Raw genomic sequence first — 16406 nt, forward strand, 5'->3', positions numbered from 1 at the left:
CTGTGCCGCCGCTACAAGTGCATCCCGCCGTCCACGAAGAGGGTCGTGCCGGTGATGTATCGGCCCGCCTCCGAGCACAGGAGCAGCGCCGGGCCGACACAATCCTGCGCCTCGGCGGCGTGGCCGGCGGGGATCTGCGCCATCACCTTCGCGCGGTAGACGGGGTCGGCGAGCGCCTCGGCGTTGCGCTCGGTGAGCACCACCCCCGGCGCCAGATTGTTCAGCGTGACGCCAGAGGCGGCGAGCTGGCGGGCGAGGTTGCGGATCATGCTCGTCTGCGCCGCCTTGGTCGCGGCGTAGACGAGCATGTCCGGATGCTCGCGCCGCTCCTGGATGCTGCCGATGGCGAGGACGCGGCCCCAGCCCCGCTCGGCCATCGCGGGCACGAGGGCCTGAAGGAGGCGGCGGCCGGTCTCCAGATTGACGGCGAGCTGGTGCGCGGCGGCCGCGTCGCTGACCTCCGCCCACCTCTCCCGCGCCTGGACGGAGGCGTTGAGGACGAGGATGTCGACCCCGCCGAGACGCTCCGCCGCTTCGGCCGCGAGGTGAACGGCGGCGTCGGGCGCGGCGAGGTCGGCGTGGATCGCGAGCCCGCCCGCGGCCGCGGCCGCCGCCGCGAGGGCGCCGTCATCGGCGAGGTCGTGGAAGGCGACGAGGGCGCCGGCGGCGGCGAGGCCAGTGGCGATCGCCCGGCCGATGCCGCGCCCCGCCCCGGTGACGAGCGCGCGGCGGCCGTCGAGGGCGAAGCGGGCGAAGGCGTCCGCGTGCCGCGCCTCAGTCGTCATGGGTGCCGAGGCGGGTGTCGAGGGCGTCGCGGACCGCATCGCCGAGGAAGTTGAATGAGAGGACCGTGAGGAAGATCGCGAGCCCCGGAAAGAAGCTCATCCACCAGGCCTGCCAGAACTGGATGCCGGTCGCGACCATGTAGCCCCAGGAGGGGGTCGGCGGCTGCACGCCGAGGCCGAGAAAGGAGAGAGCGCTCTCGGTGATCAGCGCCTGCGAGGCGGCGAGCGAGCCGTAGACGATCACATTGCCCGAGACGTTCGGCCAGATGTGGCGCACGAGGATGCGCCGGTCGCTGGCGCCGGCCGCGCGCGCCGCCTTCACATAATCGACGGTGCGCAGCGACAGCACCTCGCTGCGCACGAGCCGCGCGAAGCCCGGCGCCTTGGTGACGGCGATCGCGAGCATCGCGTTCATGAGGTCCGGGCCGAGGACGGCGACGATCGAGAGGGCGAGCACGAGGAGCGGGAAGGCGAGGAAGGCGTCCATCACGCGCATGATGAAGGCGTCCCACGCGCCGCCGAGCCACCCGGCGATCAGACCGAGCGTCGACCCGATGAGGAGCGCGACGCCGACCGCGAAGACGACGACCTGGAGCGAGACGGTCGCCCCCGACATCACGCGCGAGAGGAGGTCGCGGCCGATCTCGTCGGTGCCGAGCCAGTGGGCCGCGCTCGGCGGGGCCATGATCGCGTCATAGTCCATCTCGATCGGCGAATAGGGCGCGAGCCAGGGCGCGAAGATGCCGATGAAGATGACGAGGCTGATGAAGGTGACGCCGAACACGCCCTGCCAGGAGGAGAGGACGCGGCGGATGAAGATCGCGGTGGGCGAGCGCGGCTTGCGCGCGTCCTCAAGACCCGCGTCGACGGCGAGGGTCATACCTTCACCCTCGGATCGAAGAGGCGATAGACGAGGTCGGTCGCGAAATTCACCGTCAGCACCGCGACGACGATGAAGAGGATCGCGCCCTGGATGACCGGGAAGTCGCGCTGGAAGATCCCGTCGACGAGCATCCGCCCGAGGCCGGGCAGCGCGAACACCGTCTCCGTCACCACCGCTCCACCGAGGAGGGCGCCGATCTGCAGGCCGATCACCGTGATCACCGGGATCACCGCGTTCCGCAGCGCGTGCTTGAGGACGACCGAGCGCTCGCTGAGCCCCTTGGAGCGGGCCGTGCGCACATAGTCGAGCGAGAGGACCTGGAGCATCGAGGCGCGGGTCTGGCGCATGACGAGGGCCGCGAACGCCGTCCCGACGGTGAGCGAGGGGAGCAGCATCAGCTTCATGTTGAGGACCGGGTCCTCGGTGAAGGGCACGTAACCCGACGGCGGCAGCCATCCGAGCCGCAGCGAGAAGAGCATGATGAGGAGCACGCCCATCCAGAAATAGGGGACCGCCATCGAGGACATGGCCGCGAAGCTCGCCACCACGTCGATCCATGTGCCGCGGAAGCGCGCGGCGAGGATGCCGGCGGGAATGCCGATCGCGACGGCGATGAGGATCGAGAAGGCGGTGAGCTGGAGGGTGACGGGGATCTTCGCGGCCAGCATGTCCACCACCGGCTCGCGCGTGCGCAGCGAGCGGCCGAAATCGCCCTGCGCCACGCGGGCGAACCAGGTGACGTAACGGACCGGGGCGGGCTGATCGAGCCCGTACTCGACGCGCACGGCGGCGCGCTGCTCGGGTGTCGCCTGCTCGCCGAGGATCGTGATGGTGGGATCGCCCGGCAGGAGGTTCGTCAGCGCGAACACGATGATGGTCACGAAGAACGCGACCGGCAGCATCTGCGCCAGCTTCCGAAGGAGATAGCGGGTCATCGGGGCAGGCGCTCCATGCGGCGGTGATCGCGGCTGATCTCCTCGATCACGTTCTCGGTCACCGCGAAATGTTCGATCATCGCGACGCGGGCGCGGGCCGGATCGCCGGCCTTCACCGCCTCGAGCACGGCCTCGTGCCGGCGCACGGTGGCCGCCGGGTCGCGCAGATCGCGCTGGGTGCCGAGCGCGGTCATCGTGAAGCGCATGATGTCGGACAGCGCCTCGATCAGATGCTCGAAGAGGGCGTTTCCGGAGCCGCGCGCGAGGGCGAGGTGGAAGCCCATGTCGCCCTGGAGCCACTTGTCGAAATTGCCGTCGATGTTGTCCCGCATCCGGTCGATGGAGGTGGCCATCTGCTCGATGTTGAAGCGGTTGGCGCGGGTGGCGGCGAGGGCGGCGATCTCCGTCTCGAGACCGCGGCGCAGCTCGATCGCCTCCCGCAGGCCGGAATCGGTCGCCCGCACGGCGAGGCGGAAGAAGGCCTCCAGCGGGGCGGAGGTGAGACCCTGGATCGTGGTCGCCTTGCCCTGCTGGGTCTGCACGAGGCCGAGCGCGGCGAGGCGGCTGATCGCCTCCCGCACCACGGGCTTCGACACATTGAGCTGACGCGCGAGCTCGGCCTCGGACGGCAGCGAGTCGCCGGCCCGGAAGGCGCCGGCACTGACGCGGTCGAGCACGTGCTGGATCACGAGATCCGTCAGGCGCTGGCGTTCGGGAACGGAAGTCACTGGGCTCATACTCTTATGATACCTTATAAGCTTACCGTGTCAACGCGGTGATCTGAAATGCTTCTCGCGACGAAACGCGACCCCGCTCCTCCTCAGCTCATGCTGCAATGCGCAATATTTCCGGCACAATTTGCGCAATCACCGCCATATCTGCCGGGAATCGCGCTTTGCGCAAATGACTCGACTCCGGGGTTCCCTCGCGTCAACTTATCTGATAGGTGATTCCAAAATCGAGAGCCAACCAAAGGCTTCACCGGAGGAAACAGCATGAATCGGATCGCTTCCCTCTCGCGGCGCGGATTTCTGCAGGGCGGATCGGGGCTGGCGCTCGCCGCCGGGCTCGGCGTCCCCTTCCACGCCGCCATCGCGCAGGACGCCAAGCCGGTCCGCGGCGGCACCATCATCGCGTCGATGGACCTTCAACCGAAGAGCCTCGACCCGATCATGGGCGACGCGCCGACGTCCGACCGCTACGCGCTCACGCAGATCTACGAGGGTCTCGTCCGGTTCGACGTGAATGGCGAACTCCAGCCCTCCCTCGCGACAAGTTGGGAGTTCGCGCCGGACGCGCAGTCCATCGTCTTCACCCTGCGCGAAGGCGTCGTCTTCCATGACGGGACGCCGTTCGATGCCGGCGTCGTCGTCGCCAATATCAGCCGCGTCGTGGACCCGGCCTCCACCGCCCCCCGCTCGCAGGACCTTGCCGACATTTCCGGCGCCGAGGCGCTCGACCCGATGACGGTGCGCATCGACCTCAAGCAGCCGTCCGGCGCCGCCCTCGCCTCCCTCGCGGTCGAGGCGGGCATGATGTGCTCCCCCGCCGCGATGGAATCCTCCGGACAGGACTATGGCCGCAACCCGGTCGGCACCGGCCCATACCGCTTCGTCGAATGGGTCGGCGGCAGCCACATCAAGCTGACCCGCAACGAGAAATATTGGCGCGCCGGGGCCGACGGGCAGCAACTCCCCTACGCGGACGGCGTCACGCTGCGCATCATCCCGACGACCGCGGTGAAGATGGTCGAGCTGATGGCCGGCGGCATCCATATCGCCGACGGCGTCACCCCGCGCGACTTCGCCGAGGTGGAGGGCAATCCGCAGCTGCGCCTCGTCGCCGTCCCGCCCGGCATCGCCCAGTGGATGACCTTCAACGTCCAGAAGCCGCCCTTCGACAACATCAAGCTGCGCCAGGCGGTGAACGCGGCCATCGACCGCAACTTCCTCATGAAGGCGGTGACGCGCGGCTACGGCGCGGTGACGCCCACCTGGGTGCCGCCGACCGACTGGGCCTTCGACGCAAGCATCCCCTCGCCGGGGTTCGACCCCGCCCTCGTCGCGAAGCTCCTCGCCGAGGCCGGCCACCCGAACGGCTTCTCCGCGAAGCTCTCGATCATCCAGCGCGATCCCGACACGCAGATCGCGCAGATGATCCAGGCCCAGCTCGTCCAGTCGAAGATCAACCTCGAGATCGAGATCCTGGAGCGGCAGGCCTGGGTGCCGAAGGTGCTCGGCCACCAGCACGAGGCCGCGATGGGCCGCGTCAACGTCCCGCGCGCCGACCCCGACCACGTGTTCGGCCCCTTCTTCGGGCGCGGCGCGGCGCAGAACTGGTCCGGCATCGACGACGAGGCGCTGTTCGACGTGATCGCCGACGCGCGGCGCGAAACCGACCGCACCCGGCGCAAGGAGCTCTACCGCGTCGCGCAGGAGCAGCTCATCGAGAACGCCTACTATGCGTGGCTCTTCTTCCGCGAGTCGCGGCACGTCGCGCGGGTCGAATTGCAGAACATCGTCGTCGATTCCGGCGGCGCCTGGCAGCTCGGCGAGGCCTGGCTCGCGCCGCAGGCCTGACACGACCGGCGGCCCCGGGCGGGGCCGCTCCCTTCCCACAACGGAGACACAAATGGTCGCCACCGTGATCGCCGGCGTGCCGGACATGCTCGATGTCATCGAACGCTACCGGACCCTCTATACCGGCCTCGTCTACGACATCATGGACGAGATGGGGCTGCCCCATCAGGCCCTCGCCACCGACATCCGGCCGCTCCGCGACGACATGATCATCGCCGGCCCCGCCTTCACCATGCAGGGCATCAACGACCCCGTCGGCGATCCGGGGCTGCGTGAGCGGCGCATCCGGATGTTCAGCGAGATGCGCCACCCCTGCGTCGACGTGCGCGACGCCGGCTTCGACACCCGCGTCGCCCACTATGGCGAGATGAACGCCGTGCTCGGCCGCGCGAAGGGCGTCGTCGGCGCGGTGATCGACGGGGGGCTGCGCGACTCCTCGCTCCTCATCAAGATGGGCTTCCCCGTCTTCCGCCGCTTCCACTCCCCCGTCGAGGCGCTGAACCGCTGGTCCTATTATCGCTGGCAGCAGCCCGTCGCGCTGCGCGGCGCGCTGACGGCGACGGTGACGGTCCATCCGGGCGACTTCATGTTCGGCGACATCGACGGCGTCGTCGTCATCCCGAAGGAGCACATCGTCGAGGTGCTGCGGCGCGCCGAGGAGCACGCCGCCGTCGAAGGCCGCGCGCGCGTGGAGTTCGCCGACCCCGCGAACGACGTGGAAGAGGTGTATGCCCGTTATCGAAAGCTCTGAGCGATTGTCGCCCGCCCCCGCCGCCGCGCCCGAACGCGGCGCGCCGGTGCTCGACATCTCGGGTCTTTCCGTCACCTTCCGCGGCAAGCACCCGGTGCGGGCCGTGGACGACGTCTCCTTCTCGATCGACCGGGGCGAGATCGTCGCCCTCGTCGGCGAGTCGGGCTCGGGCAAGTCGGTGACGAGCCTTGCGACGCTCGGCCTCCTCGCCGGCGCGCCGAAGGTCGAGGGCGCCATCCGCTTCCACCGCCGCGACGGCACGGCGGTGGACCTCACCAGCCCGGCCGCGGCACGGGCGGCGCGCGGGCCCGAGATCGCGATGATCTTCCAGGAGCCGATGACCTCGCTGAACCCCGTCTTCACCGTCGGCGAGCAGATCGCCGAAGGGGTGCGGCTGCACGAGAAGCTCGGCCGCCGCGCCGCGCTCGACCGGGCGCGCGAGATGCTGAACCTCGTCGGCATCCCCGACCCCGACCGCCGGCTGAAGGCCTATCCGCACGAGATGTCGGGAGGGATGCGCCAGCGCGTGATGATCGCGATCGCGCTCGCCTGCCGGCCGAGCCTCCTCATCGCCGACGAGCCGACCACCGCGCTCGACGTCACGATCCAGGCGCAGATCCTCGACCTCATCCGCCGCCTGCAGGCCGATATCGGCCTCTCCGTCCTCTTCATCACCCACGATCTCGGTGTCGTCGCCGAGCTCGCGGCGCGCACCGTCGTCATGTACGCCGGACAGGTTGTCGAATCCGGCGAGACCGGGGCCGTCCTCGCCGCGCCACGCCATCCCTACACGCGCGGGCTGATCGCCTCCGTCCCCGTGCTGCGGCGGGCGGGCGAGCCGCGCCGGCGCGTCCACCCGATCCCCGGCCAGCCGCCCGACCTCAGGCGCCGCCCGACAGGGTGCGCCTTCCACCCGCGCTGCGGCTCGGCCCGCGCGGGGCTCTGCGACATCGAGGATCCGCCGCTCGAACGGGTCGACGACCACCCCGTGCGCTGCCTGCGCTGGCGCGAGCTGCCGCCCGCGCGGCCGGAGTCCCGTCCATGAACGCCATCGATCCCAACCCCGTGGAGCCGGCCCTCCTCGCCGTCGACACGTTGACGAAATCCTTCCCCTCCCCCGGCGGCCTCTTCGCGCCCGGCGCGGGGACGGTGAAGGCGGTCGCGGGCGTCTCCTTCACGATCGGGCGGGGCGAGGTGCTCGGCCTCGTCGGCGAGTCCGGCTCGGGCAAGACGACGGTCGGCCAGAGCGTCCTGCGCCTCATCGAGCCGAGCGCCGGGCGCGTGACGTTCGACGGGGTCGACGTCACCGCCGCGGGCGCGGCCGAGATGCGGGCGCTGCGCCGGCGGATGCAGATGGTTTTCCAGGACCCGTTCGCCTCGCTCAATCCGCGCATGCGCATCTACGACACGATCGCCGAGCCGCTGGAGATCCACCACCTCGCCGACAGCCGCGCCGAACGGCGCGAGCGCGTCGCCGAGCTTCTCGCCCTCGTCGGCCTCCATCCCGATCACGCCAAGCGCTATCCGCACGAATTTTCCGGCGGCCAGCGCCAGCGCATCGGCATCGCCCGCGCGCTCGCGACGGAACCGGACTTCGTCGTCGCCGACGAGCTCGTCTCCGCCCTCGACGTGTCGATCCAGGCGCAGATCCTCGCGCTGATCGAGCGCCTTCAGGGACAGCTCGGGCTCGCGATGCTGCTCGTCGCGCACGACCTCGCCGTGGTTCAATATCTCGCCCGCCGCGTGGCGGTCATGTATCTCGGCACCATCGTGGAGATCGGCCCGACCGAGGCGGTCTACGCCGCGCCGGCGCACCCCTACACGCGGGCCCTCCTGTCGGCGATCCCATCGGCGGAGCCGGAGCGGCGGCGCCAGCGCGTGATCCTCGAAGGGGACATGCCGAGCCCGCTCAACCCGCCCTCGGGGTGCCGCTTCCGCACCCGCTGCCCGTTCGCGCTGCCGCGCTGCGCGGAGGAGGAGCCGGTGCTTCGCGATGTCGGCGGCCGTCACCAGAAGGCGTGCCTGCGCGACGATATCTGAGGGACGCCACCGGCACGGGATCGCGCCCGCGCCGGTGGCCTCGTTCCCGGCTTACATGTCGAAGTCGGTGACGCCCGGAACCGCGAGGTTCATGATCCGCAGGTCGAGCGCCGGCAGCGTGTCGACATCCGCGAAATCGTTGCTCGGGTCGCTGTCGACGCCGAAATTGGCGGCGAGATATTCCGCGAGCGCGTCCTGCTCGGTGCCGACATTGGTGAACTGGGCGAACCCGTCCGCGATGACGTCCGGCTGGAAGAGGTCGACGACGTTCGCAAAGTCCGGATCGGCGTCGACGAAGGACTGGTAGGGGTAGCCGTCACCGCCGGCGACGAGGAAGCTCAGCGTCACGACGCGGATGCCGCCGGAGAGCGCGTCCGCCGCGTCGGTCAGCACGCCGTCCTCGACGATCTTCACGTCCGTGCCGCCGGCGCCGATGCCTTCGACCCACACGTCCTGCACCCGCGCACCGCCGTCCGCGGCCGGATCGAACGAGAAGCGCACGCCGGAGACCTGCGGGAAGCGCCCTTCGGCGTTCAGCGGGTTGCCGTTCTCATCATACTCGCTCGCCTCGACGCCGTAGTTCAGCACCTCGAGGAGCTGGGCCGGGGTGAGGGTGATGAGGCTCAGCGTGTTGTTGAAGGCGAGGACCTCCTGGATCTCGAGCTCGGAGATCATGCCGTCGCCGAGCGGGATGGAAGCGCGGATGCCGCCGCCATTCTTCAGCGAGACATAGACCGGCTCGTCGACGAGGTCGTTCGCATAGTCGAGGTTCGCGTCGGCGGTGAGGTTGCCGAGATTGGTCTCCTCGGTGCGCACGCCCGGCTCACGCTCGCCATTGAGGTCGACGGCCTGGTCGGCGAAGAAGTTCTTGCCCGACACTTCGAGCGCGGTGGCCTCCACCACGTTGACGAGGTCGCGCACCTGCGAGCCCTTCACCGAGTTGGCGATGGCGGTCTCGAGATCCGGCGCGCCGGTCACGTCGAGCACACCCTGCTCATCGGTCGCGTAGGCGCCCGACACGGCCGCGTCGATCGATTCGGGGAGGAGATTGCCGCCCGCGTCGAACTCGGCCACCAGGCGGCCGACATAGCTGTACTGGCCGTCGGTGGAGACGATCGCGACGTCGTTGCCGCCCGCATCCTTGGTGAGGAGCGGATAGTTGCCCTGCGCCTCGTCGCCTTCGCGCAGGCGGTCCGTCCCGTCGGCAAGGCGCGTGTCGGAGCCGCCTGCGATGATGATGTCGACGCCGTCGAGGAGCCCGGCGAGCTCCTGCTCCAGCGCGATCTGCTGGAGGTGCGAGGTGAGGATGATCTTGTTGATCCCCTCGGCCTGCATCGCGTCGATGATCGGCTGGATGATCGCGGCGAGCGCGGCCATGTCGTTGAAGCCCGGCTCGGCGTGGACTTCGTCGTTCGGATTGTTCGGGTCGCCGAAGGTGGACGAGATCGTCTCGAGGAGCGGCGTCGTCGCGCCGATCACGCCGAACAGCTCACCATTCTCCTCGAGGATGGCGAAGGGCGCGATCACGCCGGCGCCGTCCTCGCCCGCACCGACACCGTCGGCGTCGACGATCGGGGCGAGCACGCTCTCGTCCTCGAAGGTGAGGTTCGCGGAGAGGTACGGGAAGAGCGCGCCGGTCCAGGCATCGTCCTCAGTCCGCGCCGTGCCGTTCGTGTCGGCGGCGACGATGTCGAACACCTGCTGCTGGCCGAAATCGAACTCGTGGTTGCCGACGGCCGAGGCGTCGAAGCCGATCGCGTTCATGATCGCGATGTCGAAGCGGCCGGGCTCGCTCGTCAGGCTCTCATAGGTCTCGCCGGTGACGCGGGACATCACGTCGTTGAGGACCGCGTTGAGGTTCTCCTGGATCGCCGGATCGCTCGTCCCGGCACCGTTGGAGAACGGGCTCGGGATGTAGTTGTCGCCGGAGGAGATGATCAGCGTCGTCTCGAATTCGGCCTCGAGCGCCTCGATCACGGTCGCGAAATTCGGCGCGTTGGCGACGGCGCTCGCGTTGCCTTCGAGGTCGGAGGCGTGGAGAAGCTGAAGGGTGGTCGTGTGGCCGACCTCGACCTTCTCGCTCCCGGCGCGGAAGATCTCGACCTCGGAGACCACCGTGCGCGAGGAGCCGTCCTTCGCGACGACGAGCGTGCGCCCGCCGGAGAGTTCCGAGAAGCGATAGTCCGCCAGCATCCCGTCGAGGACGAGCGCATCGTTGCCAGCGCCGCCATTGACGACATTGTGGCCCTCGCCGGCGGAGAGACGGTCATTGCCCGCGCCGCCGTTGATGCGGTCGTCGCCTTCCTCGCCCTGGATGAAGTCGCGGCCCGCGCCGCCGACGAGCTTGTCGTCGCCTTCGTTGCCGATCAGCGTGTCGTTGCCTTCGCCGCCCAGCAGGGTGTCGTTGCCGCGCCCGCCGAGGACGAGGTCGTCGCCGTCGCGGCCGGAGAGGCGGTCGTCGCCATCGCCGCCGCCGAACTGGTCGTCACCCGCGCCGCCGATGGCGGTGTCGTCGCCTTCGAGCCCGTAGAAGCGGGCGGCCTCTTCGGTGCGGACCTTGATCGTGTCGTCTCCGAAGCTCGCGGACATCTCCGCCGCCAGCTCGGCATTGCTGAGCCGGATGATTCTGAGAAGTTGGCCAAGATCGGAATATTCGTTCACCGCATCGCTCCCGGTTCTGGTCTTGATCGACCGGGGCGTTAACGAGCGAACAATTCAGTTCCGCGACGTTCAGATGATGATGCCGTGAAATTTTAAATTTCTACATTTCTCGCGGAGCTTGAATTCAACGAAAATCGTATCGTGAGCGCGAAATTCGAACGGAACAATTGTTTAGGCTGGAAAGAATTCATGCCGCAGCCGATTCTGCTCGGATACCGGCGGAAGAGACCGGGAAATTGTATCGATCTGTCCCAGCGCCCGCCCCCGTTACGTTTGCCGACAAACGGGCGCTGGCGGCCTCGGCGGAGGCCCGTAAGCTCGAAAGCCGTGACGCCCCGTCCGACCGGAGAGTTCGTATGAATGTTCGCGTATCCCGATCGATCGCCGCCGCCGTCGCCCTCCTCGCAGGGGCCGGCGCCACGCACGCGCAGGGCTTCGGCGAGCGCATGGCGCGCGAGGCGATGGCGGAGCCCTTCGTCGGCCTCACCACCGACGGGACGCCCGAGCCGGGCCTCTTCGCGATCGAACGCACCGGGATCGACGTCGCCCCGCTGAAGGCCGCGGCGGTCGCCCTCCTCGCCACCCTCTCGCCGGACGAGCAGGAGGCGATCACGTTCCCGATCGACAGCGAGGATTGGCGCCACTGGGCGAACTTCCACGCCTTCCCCCGCCGCAACGGCCTCTCCCTGGAAGACATGGGCGAGGGCGAGCGCGAGGCCGTGTTCGCCCTCCTGCGCGCCGCGCTCAGCGCCGCGGGCTACCAGACCTCGCGCGACATCATGCGGCTCAACCACCATCTCGGCGAGCTCGTCGGCAATTTCCGCGAATATGGCGAGTTCAAATACTGGCTGACCCTCTTCGGCGATCCCGCCGGGGACGCGCCCTTCGGCTTCCAGTTCGAGGGCCATCACCTCATCATCAACGCCATCCTGGTCGGCGATCAGCTCGTGATGACGCCGACCTTCATGGGCTCGGAGCCTGTGCGGGCCGAGACGGGCGACCATGCCGGCACCGTCGTCCTGCAGGACGTGCAGGACGAGGGGCTCGCCTTCATGCGATCGCTGTCTGAGGCCGAGCAGGCGGCGGCGCGGATCGGCCCGAAGGAGGGCCGGGCCGAAGCCCTCGGCGAGCTCTTCAAGGACAATATCGTCGTCCCCTATGAGGGAATCCGCGCGGGCGAACTCGATCCGGACAAGCGTGCCGCGCTCCTCGCCCTCGCCGGCCTCTACATCGCCAACATGCCGCAGGACCACGCGGCGCTCCGTATGGAGGAGATCGCCGCCCACCTCGACGACACGCACTTCGCCTGGAAGGGCGGCACCGCGGACGACAGCGTCTTCTACTATCGCCTGCACAGCCCGGTCGTGTTCATCGAGTTCGACCATCAGGGGCTGATCGCGCTGCCCGGCCCGGCGGGACCCAGCCGGCGCCATATCCACACCGTCGTGCGCACCCCGAACGGCAACGATTATGGCCGCAACCTCCTCGCCGAGCATCTCGCGACCCATGCGCACGGGCCGGACGGCGACCACCTCACCAACGGCACGAACTGAGGCGCAATCGGAGACGGCTCAGCCCGTCTTGGCGAACCGGCGCGTCAACCTCTCCAGGCGGCGGTTGCCGGAATCGATGCCGCGCCCCGTCTTGAGGAGCGCGTCGATCTCGTCGCGGTCGCCGCCCTTCTGCATCAGCACGTCGGCGAGCGTCAGGACCGCGTCCATGTTGCGGCCGTTGAAGCCGACCGATCGGCGCAGATGCGCCTCCGCCTCGTCGAGATCCTCGCTCGCGATATGGCGACGGGCGTGGAGCAGCGAGACGACGCTCCTGAGGCCGTCATTCGACTGACGCAGGCGCTGGATCTCCTCCCCCATGCTGCGCGCGATGATGTCGATCTGCGCCCGGCTCAGCGTCAGGTCGTCCGTGTCGTCCTGCGGCGGGACCGGGTCGGCGCGGTAGTGGTGCTCCGGCGCGATCAACGCGTTCGCCGCCGCAAGGCTCGGCGCGAGGCGGTCGAGGACGGCGCTCTGCTCCGCCTCCGTGAGCGCGAGCGGCGGCGTCGGGATCTGCGGCAGCTCTTCGCACAGGGGATCCGCGACGAGGCCGCCGCTCGTGCCGAGGACGCGGTTGAGGGCGCGCTGGAAGGCAAGCTCCCCCGCGGTGAGGCTGCGGTTCACCTGCGTGTTGTCCGGCAGGACGAACGGCAGGTCGGGAAGGCCGAGCCAGGCCATCGCGACGTCCGCGAGCCTGTCCTTGCAGCGCGAATAGTTGCGCACGGTGACGGTGTAGGCGGGCTCGGCAAGCAGCGACTTCAGCCGCTCGAAGACGGCCATCGGCGTGTTGAACCCCGCCGCGAACTCGCTGAGCGACGCGGTCATCCCGCCGCGCTTCACACCTTGCTGGTAGGTGGAGATCATCGAGCCGATCGGATCGCGGATGAAGAGGAGGATCTCGACGCGGTCGCAGCCGTAGAAGCGGGCCGCCGCGGCGACATTGTGCCGGAGCGGGGCCTCGGTCAGCTCGTGGAAGAATTGCTCGCGGCTGAAGAGGACGCCGCGGCAGCCCGCCGGCATCGGCGCGAGCGCGGCGATATCGTCCAGCAGCAATTTGCCGTTGCCGCTCGAGATGCGCCCCTGCGCGATCTCCTCCGGGTCGCCGAGCGGCGGATAGTGGATCCCGGCCGCGGCGAGGGCATCGATGTTCCGCGCAAAGACGCTCTGGATGAAGCTGGAGCCGGTCTTGGCGTGCCCAACGTGCAGGTACAAGGTCCGCTGATCGCCGCTCACGTCGAAGCCATTCGTCTCGTCCCACCGGCGCAGCCACCCCCGCCCCTTGCGTCGCCGTAGCAGCGTGCGCCCAATCTCGTCCATCGGCGCGGCGGCGACAATACGGCAATCCGGCCGGTGGGGATGCGGCCGAGAAGCCTTCCGGCCGCCGTGCTGGTGATGAACCGCACGCCGTAAATCGCGCCGCAATGGTGGCACCCCGGCAGCCTCCATGAAGCGGCCCGTGCCGGTGATCGCCTTGGTTCCCGCAACGTCGCCAGACCCGCTGCCCGTGCGGCCCACTGCTTGACGATCCGCAAATTGCCCGTCGGCCGCCGTGGCTTCATCGGCGGGCGGCGGCGCTCCGCGGCGCGTGGGTTGGCGCGGGGCGCTCTCCGATGAGGACCACTCGAACGGAGTATGACATGAGAACGCGTCACGGAATGCGAAGGGCCCGATCCGGACTGCTGCCGGCGGCGCTCCTCCTCGCCGGCATCGGCCTCGCCGCCGCGCCCGCTCCCGCCGCGGCGCAGGATCTTCCGACGCCGACCTGTGCGTGGCCCCTGTTGTGGACGCCGGTCGGCCTCGGCAACTGGATCTTCCCCGACACGGCCTATCGGCTCTGGTACATCCCCATCGACCGGGACTGGCGCACCGTCACGCTCAACGGGACCTACCCGAAGGCCCGCTTCTTCTCCCTCGCCCTCTATGACAACGCGCCAGTCGCGACCGGCTTGGCCGATCACCTCTATGACGCGGAGATCACACCGGACCCCGGCGCGGGCAATCCCTTCGCGTCGGCCCCGCCGGCGGCGGGCGGACCGCAGACCTACACCGTCACGATCACGCGCGGGGACGAGGCCGGAGAGAACCTGCTCCACCTCCACGCCGACACCGGCTGGCTCCTCTACCGCATCTATCTCCCGAACACCGGCGCGGGCGGCATGGGCGCCGTGCCGCTGCCGCAGATCAGCGTCACCCGGACGAACGGCGAGCGCGCGGCCCTGCCTGTCTGCGACTATGTCAACCGCCGCTCGGAGATCCTCGCCGTGCAGTCGGCCATCGTGCCGGACGTCTTCGAGACGCCGCCGCGCACGCCGCCGGTGCCGGATCGAATCTGGTTCGGCCCGCTCAAGAACCCGCCGGTGCGGCTCCTGCCGAACCCCGACAACAAATACATGGTCTCGTTCTTCATGTCGGAGGACCGGCCGGATCGCGTCATCGTCATCCGCGCCAGGATGCCGGGCTTTCCCGACACGCTGAAGGGCGCGCCCGTCTCCCAGCCCGCACCCGGCTTCGACGCAATCGAGCTGCGCTACTGGACGATGTGCGTCGGCGAGGTCGTCTCGCCGCTGCCGCTGACGAGTTGCACCGTGGACGCCGCAACGCCGCTCGACGATGACGGGTTCGCGACGCTCGTCATCACAAGCGACGTGGTGCGGCCGCCCTCGCTCGACCCGAATATCGTCTGGCTGCCCTATGGCGACGGGCAGATGGTCCCGAAGACCATCTTCATGCGCTATCTCCTCCCCTCGCCGGACTTCCCCCACTCCATCCAGCAGGCCGTCAGCCGCGGCTGCGGCGCGGAGTGGCAGTTCCCGACGCCCCCGAGCAACGCCGCCCTGACCGAGGCGGGGCAATGCACGCGGGAGGTGATGGGCGACTACTACCCGCTCGCGGCCTGGTGCGACGCGGCGACCTTCGACGCCGCGGGGTGGAAGGGCTGCTTCGAGAAGGCGGGGATCGACTGACCCGGCGCGCCCGGCCGCGCGGGGCTCCCTTCAGAGGTCGGGCGAGACCACCATCAACTCGAAGGTGATGAGCGTCGGCGCGGCGCCTGGGAGAAGTGTTCCGCGGAACATGCCGCCGGCCGGGTCGACGCAGTGGACGGGGATCCGGTCCGTCCGCGCGCCCGGCAGGGTGAGAACCTCGGAAAAGCGCGACTCCATGGAGGGCGCGCCGTCCTCGAAGTCCGCGCCGATGAGGCTGCCGAGGCCGTAGAATTGCGCGTCGAGCCGGCCGATCGCGCGCGCTGCGAGTCCCGGCATCGTGCCGACGAGGTCCTCGAACGGGGCGAGCGTCGCGATCGCGGCATTGGGCGCGCCGGGCGGGGAGCCCAATGGCAGGGCACGGAAGATGGAGAAGCCGGTCTCGGCGTCGTCCACCACGTCGAATTGGCCGCCCTCGAAGGCGAAGCAGGTGACGTCGCTGTCCGCGCCGATCGTCACTTCGCCAGGCAGAAGGTGGCCGGCGCGCTGGCCGTCCGCGCTGTCCCACACGGCGTGGCAGTGGAGGAACCACTCCCCCTTCCGCCGGCCGACGGAGGCGACGGCGTGCTCCAGGATTGCGGCCGTCCCGGTGTGGGTTTCGCTGTACCAGGCGACGCGCTTGCCGTCCGGCGACCCGGCGAGGGGCATGACATAATTGTGCGGCCCGAGGACGAGCCCGTCGAGGACGAGCATCGCCGAGTGGCACCCGAGCCGGTCCATCGCCTCGGCCACGGCGTCCATCAGGATGCGCCCGGCCGGGAGCCGCAGCGTAATCCGCCGCGCCACCCCCGGCACCACATGCTGGCGCACCGCGCCGCGCGGGCCGGGATGGCGGATATCGTCCGCGCGGCTCATGCGCGGCCCCTCGTGATGGAATGATTGGGCTCGGCGCGGGCCGCCGCCGCCCGGACGGGGGCGGTCGACGCGGCCTCGATGGAAGCGGGGCAGGGCAAGGCGGTTCCTCGGCGGCGCGTGGAGATGGTCGCGCCCTCGCAAATATACATGTCCGCGAGGGCTCCGGTAGGGGCCTCCCGGCGTGCACCGGCGCGCATCAAGAGTGGTCCCGCACCCCGATTTTGCGGCATCGGCGGCCGAAAGGGCGCCCTCCCGGCCACGTTGTGCCCGGCGACGCTATTCGGCTTTCGCATTGATGGGACAGCTTTTTTGGCGATTTCTTTCGCCCAGCGAAAACCAACCAGACGTTCACTTGGTTTATATTGCAGTTTATTTCGTATAAATTG

Annotated in this window: 13 protein-coding genes; 6 read left to right on the forward strand and 7 right to left on the reverse strand. The window is 69.3% G+C overall.

Annotation, left to right across the window (positions count from 1 at the left end):
• Nucleotides 1–11: 11 nt before the first annotated feature.
• Genes DBV35_RS13955 through DBV35_RS13970 form a run of 4 tightly spaced genes read right to left on the reverse strand, consistent with a single transcriptional unit; the run spans nucleotide 12 to nucleotide 3340 of the window.
• A complete protein-coding gene (locus DBV35_RS13955; protein WP_108660935.1) occupies nucleotides 12–785 on the reverse strand; it encodes an SDR family NAD(P)-dependent oxidoreductase in 774 nt (257 codons plus the stop codon).
• The gene (locus DBV35_RS13960) at nucleotides 775–1665 is read right to left on the reverse strand and encodes an ABC transporter permease (RefSeq protein WP_108660936.1); all 891 of its coding nucleotides are present in this window, start codon (nucleotides 1663–1665) and stop codon (nucleotides 775–777) included. Before DBV35_RS13960 ends, DBV35_RS13955 begins: the two co-directional genes overlap by 11 nt.
• Nucleotides 1662–2603, reverse strand: coding sequence for an ABC transporter permease (locus tag DBV35_RS13965; RefSeq protein ID WP_108660937.1), 942 nt, complete (start codon nucleotides 2601–2603; stop codon nucleotides 1662–1664). Before DBV35_RS13965 ends, DBV35_RS13960 begins: the two co-directional genes overlap by 4 nt.
• The gene (locus tag DBV35_RS13970) at nucleotides 2600–3340 is read right to left on the reverse strand and encodes a FadR/GntR family transcriptional regulator (RefSeq protein ID WP_108660938.1); all 741 of its coding nucleotides are present in this window, start codon (nucleotides 3338–3340) and stop codon (nucleotides 2600–2602) included. The genes DBV35_RS13965 and DBV35_RS13970 overlap by 4 nt, the downstream gene beginning before the upstream one ends.
• Nucleotides 3341–3598: 258 nt before the next feature.
• Between DBV35_RS13970 and DBV35_RS13975 the strand changes: the two genes are divergently transcribed.
• Genes DBV35_RS13975 through DBV35_RS13990 form a run of 4 tightly spaced genes read left to right on the forward strand, consistent with a single transcriptional unit; the run spans nucleotide 3599 to nucleotide 7973 of the window.
• On the forward strand, nucleotides 3599–5182 hold the full coding sequence (locus DBV35_RS13975) for an ABC transporter substrate-binding protein (RefSeq protein ID WP_108660939.1): 1584 nt from the start codon (nucleotides 3599–3601) through the stop codon (nucleotides 5180–5182).
• Between the two features lie 52 nt (nucleotides 5183–5234).
• The gene (locus tag DBV35_RS13980) at nucleotides 5235–5933 is read left to right on the forward strand and encodes an RraA family protein (protein WP_157961737.1); all 699 of its coding nucleotides are present in this window, start codon (nucleotides 5235–5237) and stop codon (nucleotides 5931–5933) included.
• Complete coding sequence (locus tag DBV35_RS13985) at nucleotides 5911–6978, forward strand: ABC transporter ATP-binding protein (protein ID WP_108660941.1); 1068 nt, start codon at nucleotides 5911–5913, stop codon at nucleotides 6976–6978. Before DBV35_RS13980 ends, DBV35_RS13985 begins: the two co-directional genes overlap by 23 nt.
• Nucleotides 6975–7973 (forward strand): ABC transporter ATP-binding protein, encoded by a 999-nt coding sequence (locus tag DBV35_RS13990; protein ID WP_108660942.1) that lies wholly within the window; start codon nucleotides 6975–6977, stop codon nucleotides 7971–7973. The genes DBV35_RS13985 and DBV35_RS13990 overlap by 4 nt, the downstream gene beginning before the upstream one ends.
• Nucleotides 7974–8024: 51 nt before the next feature.
• Here the strand turns inward: DBV35_RS13990 and DBV35_RS13995 are convergent, their stop codons facing one another.
• Nucleotides 8025–10634, reverse strand: a complete 2610-nt coding sequence (locus DBV35_RS13995; RefSeq protein ID WP_108660943.1) for a 5'-nucleotidase C-terminal domain-containing protein — start codon at nucleotides 10632–10634, stop codon at nucleotides 8025–8027.
• Nucleotides 10635–10990: 356 nt separating this feature from the next.
• Between DBV35_RS13995 and DBV35_RS14000 the strand changes: the two genes are divergently transcribed.
• Nucleotides 10991–12187, forward strand: a complete 1197-nt coding sequence (locus DBV35_RS14000) for a DUF3500 domain-containing protein (RefSeq protein WP_108660944.1) — start codon at nucleotides 10991–10993, stop codon at nucleotides 12185–12187.
• Nucleotides 12188–12205: 18 nt separating this feature from the next.
• Here the strand turns inward: DBV35_RS14000 and DBV35_RS14005 are convergent, their stop codons facing one another.
• Nucleotides 12206–13396 carry a hypothetical protein gene (locus DBV35_RS14005; protein ID WP_108660945.1) on the reverse strand — a complete coding sequence of 397 codons (1191 nt, stop codon included), beginning with the start codon at nucleotides 13394–13396 and terminating at the stop codon, nucleotides 12206–12208.
• Between the two features lie 425 nt (nucleotides 13397–13821).
• On the opposite strand from DBV35_RS14005, the gene DBV35_RS14010 reads away from it, so the two are divergent.
• Nucleotides 13822–15147, forward strand: a complete 1326-nt coding sequence (locus DBV35_RS14010) for a hypothetical protein (protein WP_205648679.1) — start codon at nucleotides 13822–13824, stop codon at nucleotides 15145–15147.
• A gap of 30 nt (nucleotides 15148–15177) precedes the next feature.
• Here the strand turns inward: DBV35_RS14010 and DBV35_RS14015 are convergent, their stop codons facing one another.
• Nucleotides 15178–16020, reverse strand: a complete 843-nt coding sequence (locus tag DBV35_RS14015) for a PPC domain-containing DNA-binding protein (protein WP_108660947.1) — start codon at nucleotides 16018–16020, stop codon at nucleotides 15178–15180.
• Nucleotides 16021–16406: the final 386 nt, after the last annotated feature.

Source organism: Acuticoccus kandeliae (assembly GCF_003073115.1).

Coding starts and splice junctions, on each gene's coding strand:
- DBV35_RS13955 (WP_108660935.1), bottom strand. CDS start 785: ATGACGACTGAGGCGCGGCACGCGGACGCCTTCGCCCGCTTCGCCCTC.
- DBV35_RS13965 (WP_108660937.1), bottom strand. CDS start 2,603: ATGACCCGCTATCTCCTTCGGAAGCTGGCGCAGATGCTGCCGGTCGCG.
- DBV35_RS13985 (WP_108660941.1), top strand. CDS start 5,911: ATGCCCGTTATCGAAAGCTCTGAGCGATTGTCGCCCGCCCCCGCCGCC.
- DBV35_RS14000 (WP_108660944.1), top strand. CDS start 10,991: ATGAATGTTCGCGTATCCCGATCGATCGCCGCCGCCGTCGCCCTCCTC.
- DBV35_RS13990 (WP_108660942.1), top strand. CDS start 6,975: ATGAACGCCATCGATCCCAACCCCGTGGAGCCGGCCCTCCTCGCCGTC.
- DBV35_RS13980 (WP_157961737.1), top strand. CDS start 5,235: ATGGTCGCCACCGTGATCGCCGGCGTGCCGGACATGCTCGATGTCATC.
- DBV35_RS14015 (WP_108660947.1), bottom strand. CDS start 16,020: ATGAGCCGCGCGGACGATATCCGCCATCCCGGCCCGCGCGGCGCGGTG.
- DBV35_RS14010 (WP_205648679.1), top strand. CDS start 13,822: ATGAGAACGCGTCACGGAATGCGAAGGGCCCGATCCGGACTGCTGCCG.
- DBV35_RS13960 (WP_108660936.1), bottom strand. CDS start 1,665: ATGACCCTCGCCGTCGACGCGGGTCTTGAGGACGCGCGCAAGCCGCGC.
- DBV35_RS13970 (WP_108660938.1), bottom strand. CDS start 3,340: ATGAGCCCAGTGACTTCCGTTCCCGAACGCCAGCGCCTGACGGATCTC.
- DBV35_RS13975 (WP_108660939.1), top strand. CDS start 3,599: ATGAATCGGATCGCTTCCCTCTCGCGGCGCGGATTTCTGCAGGGCGGA.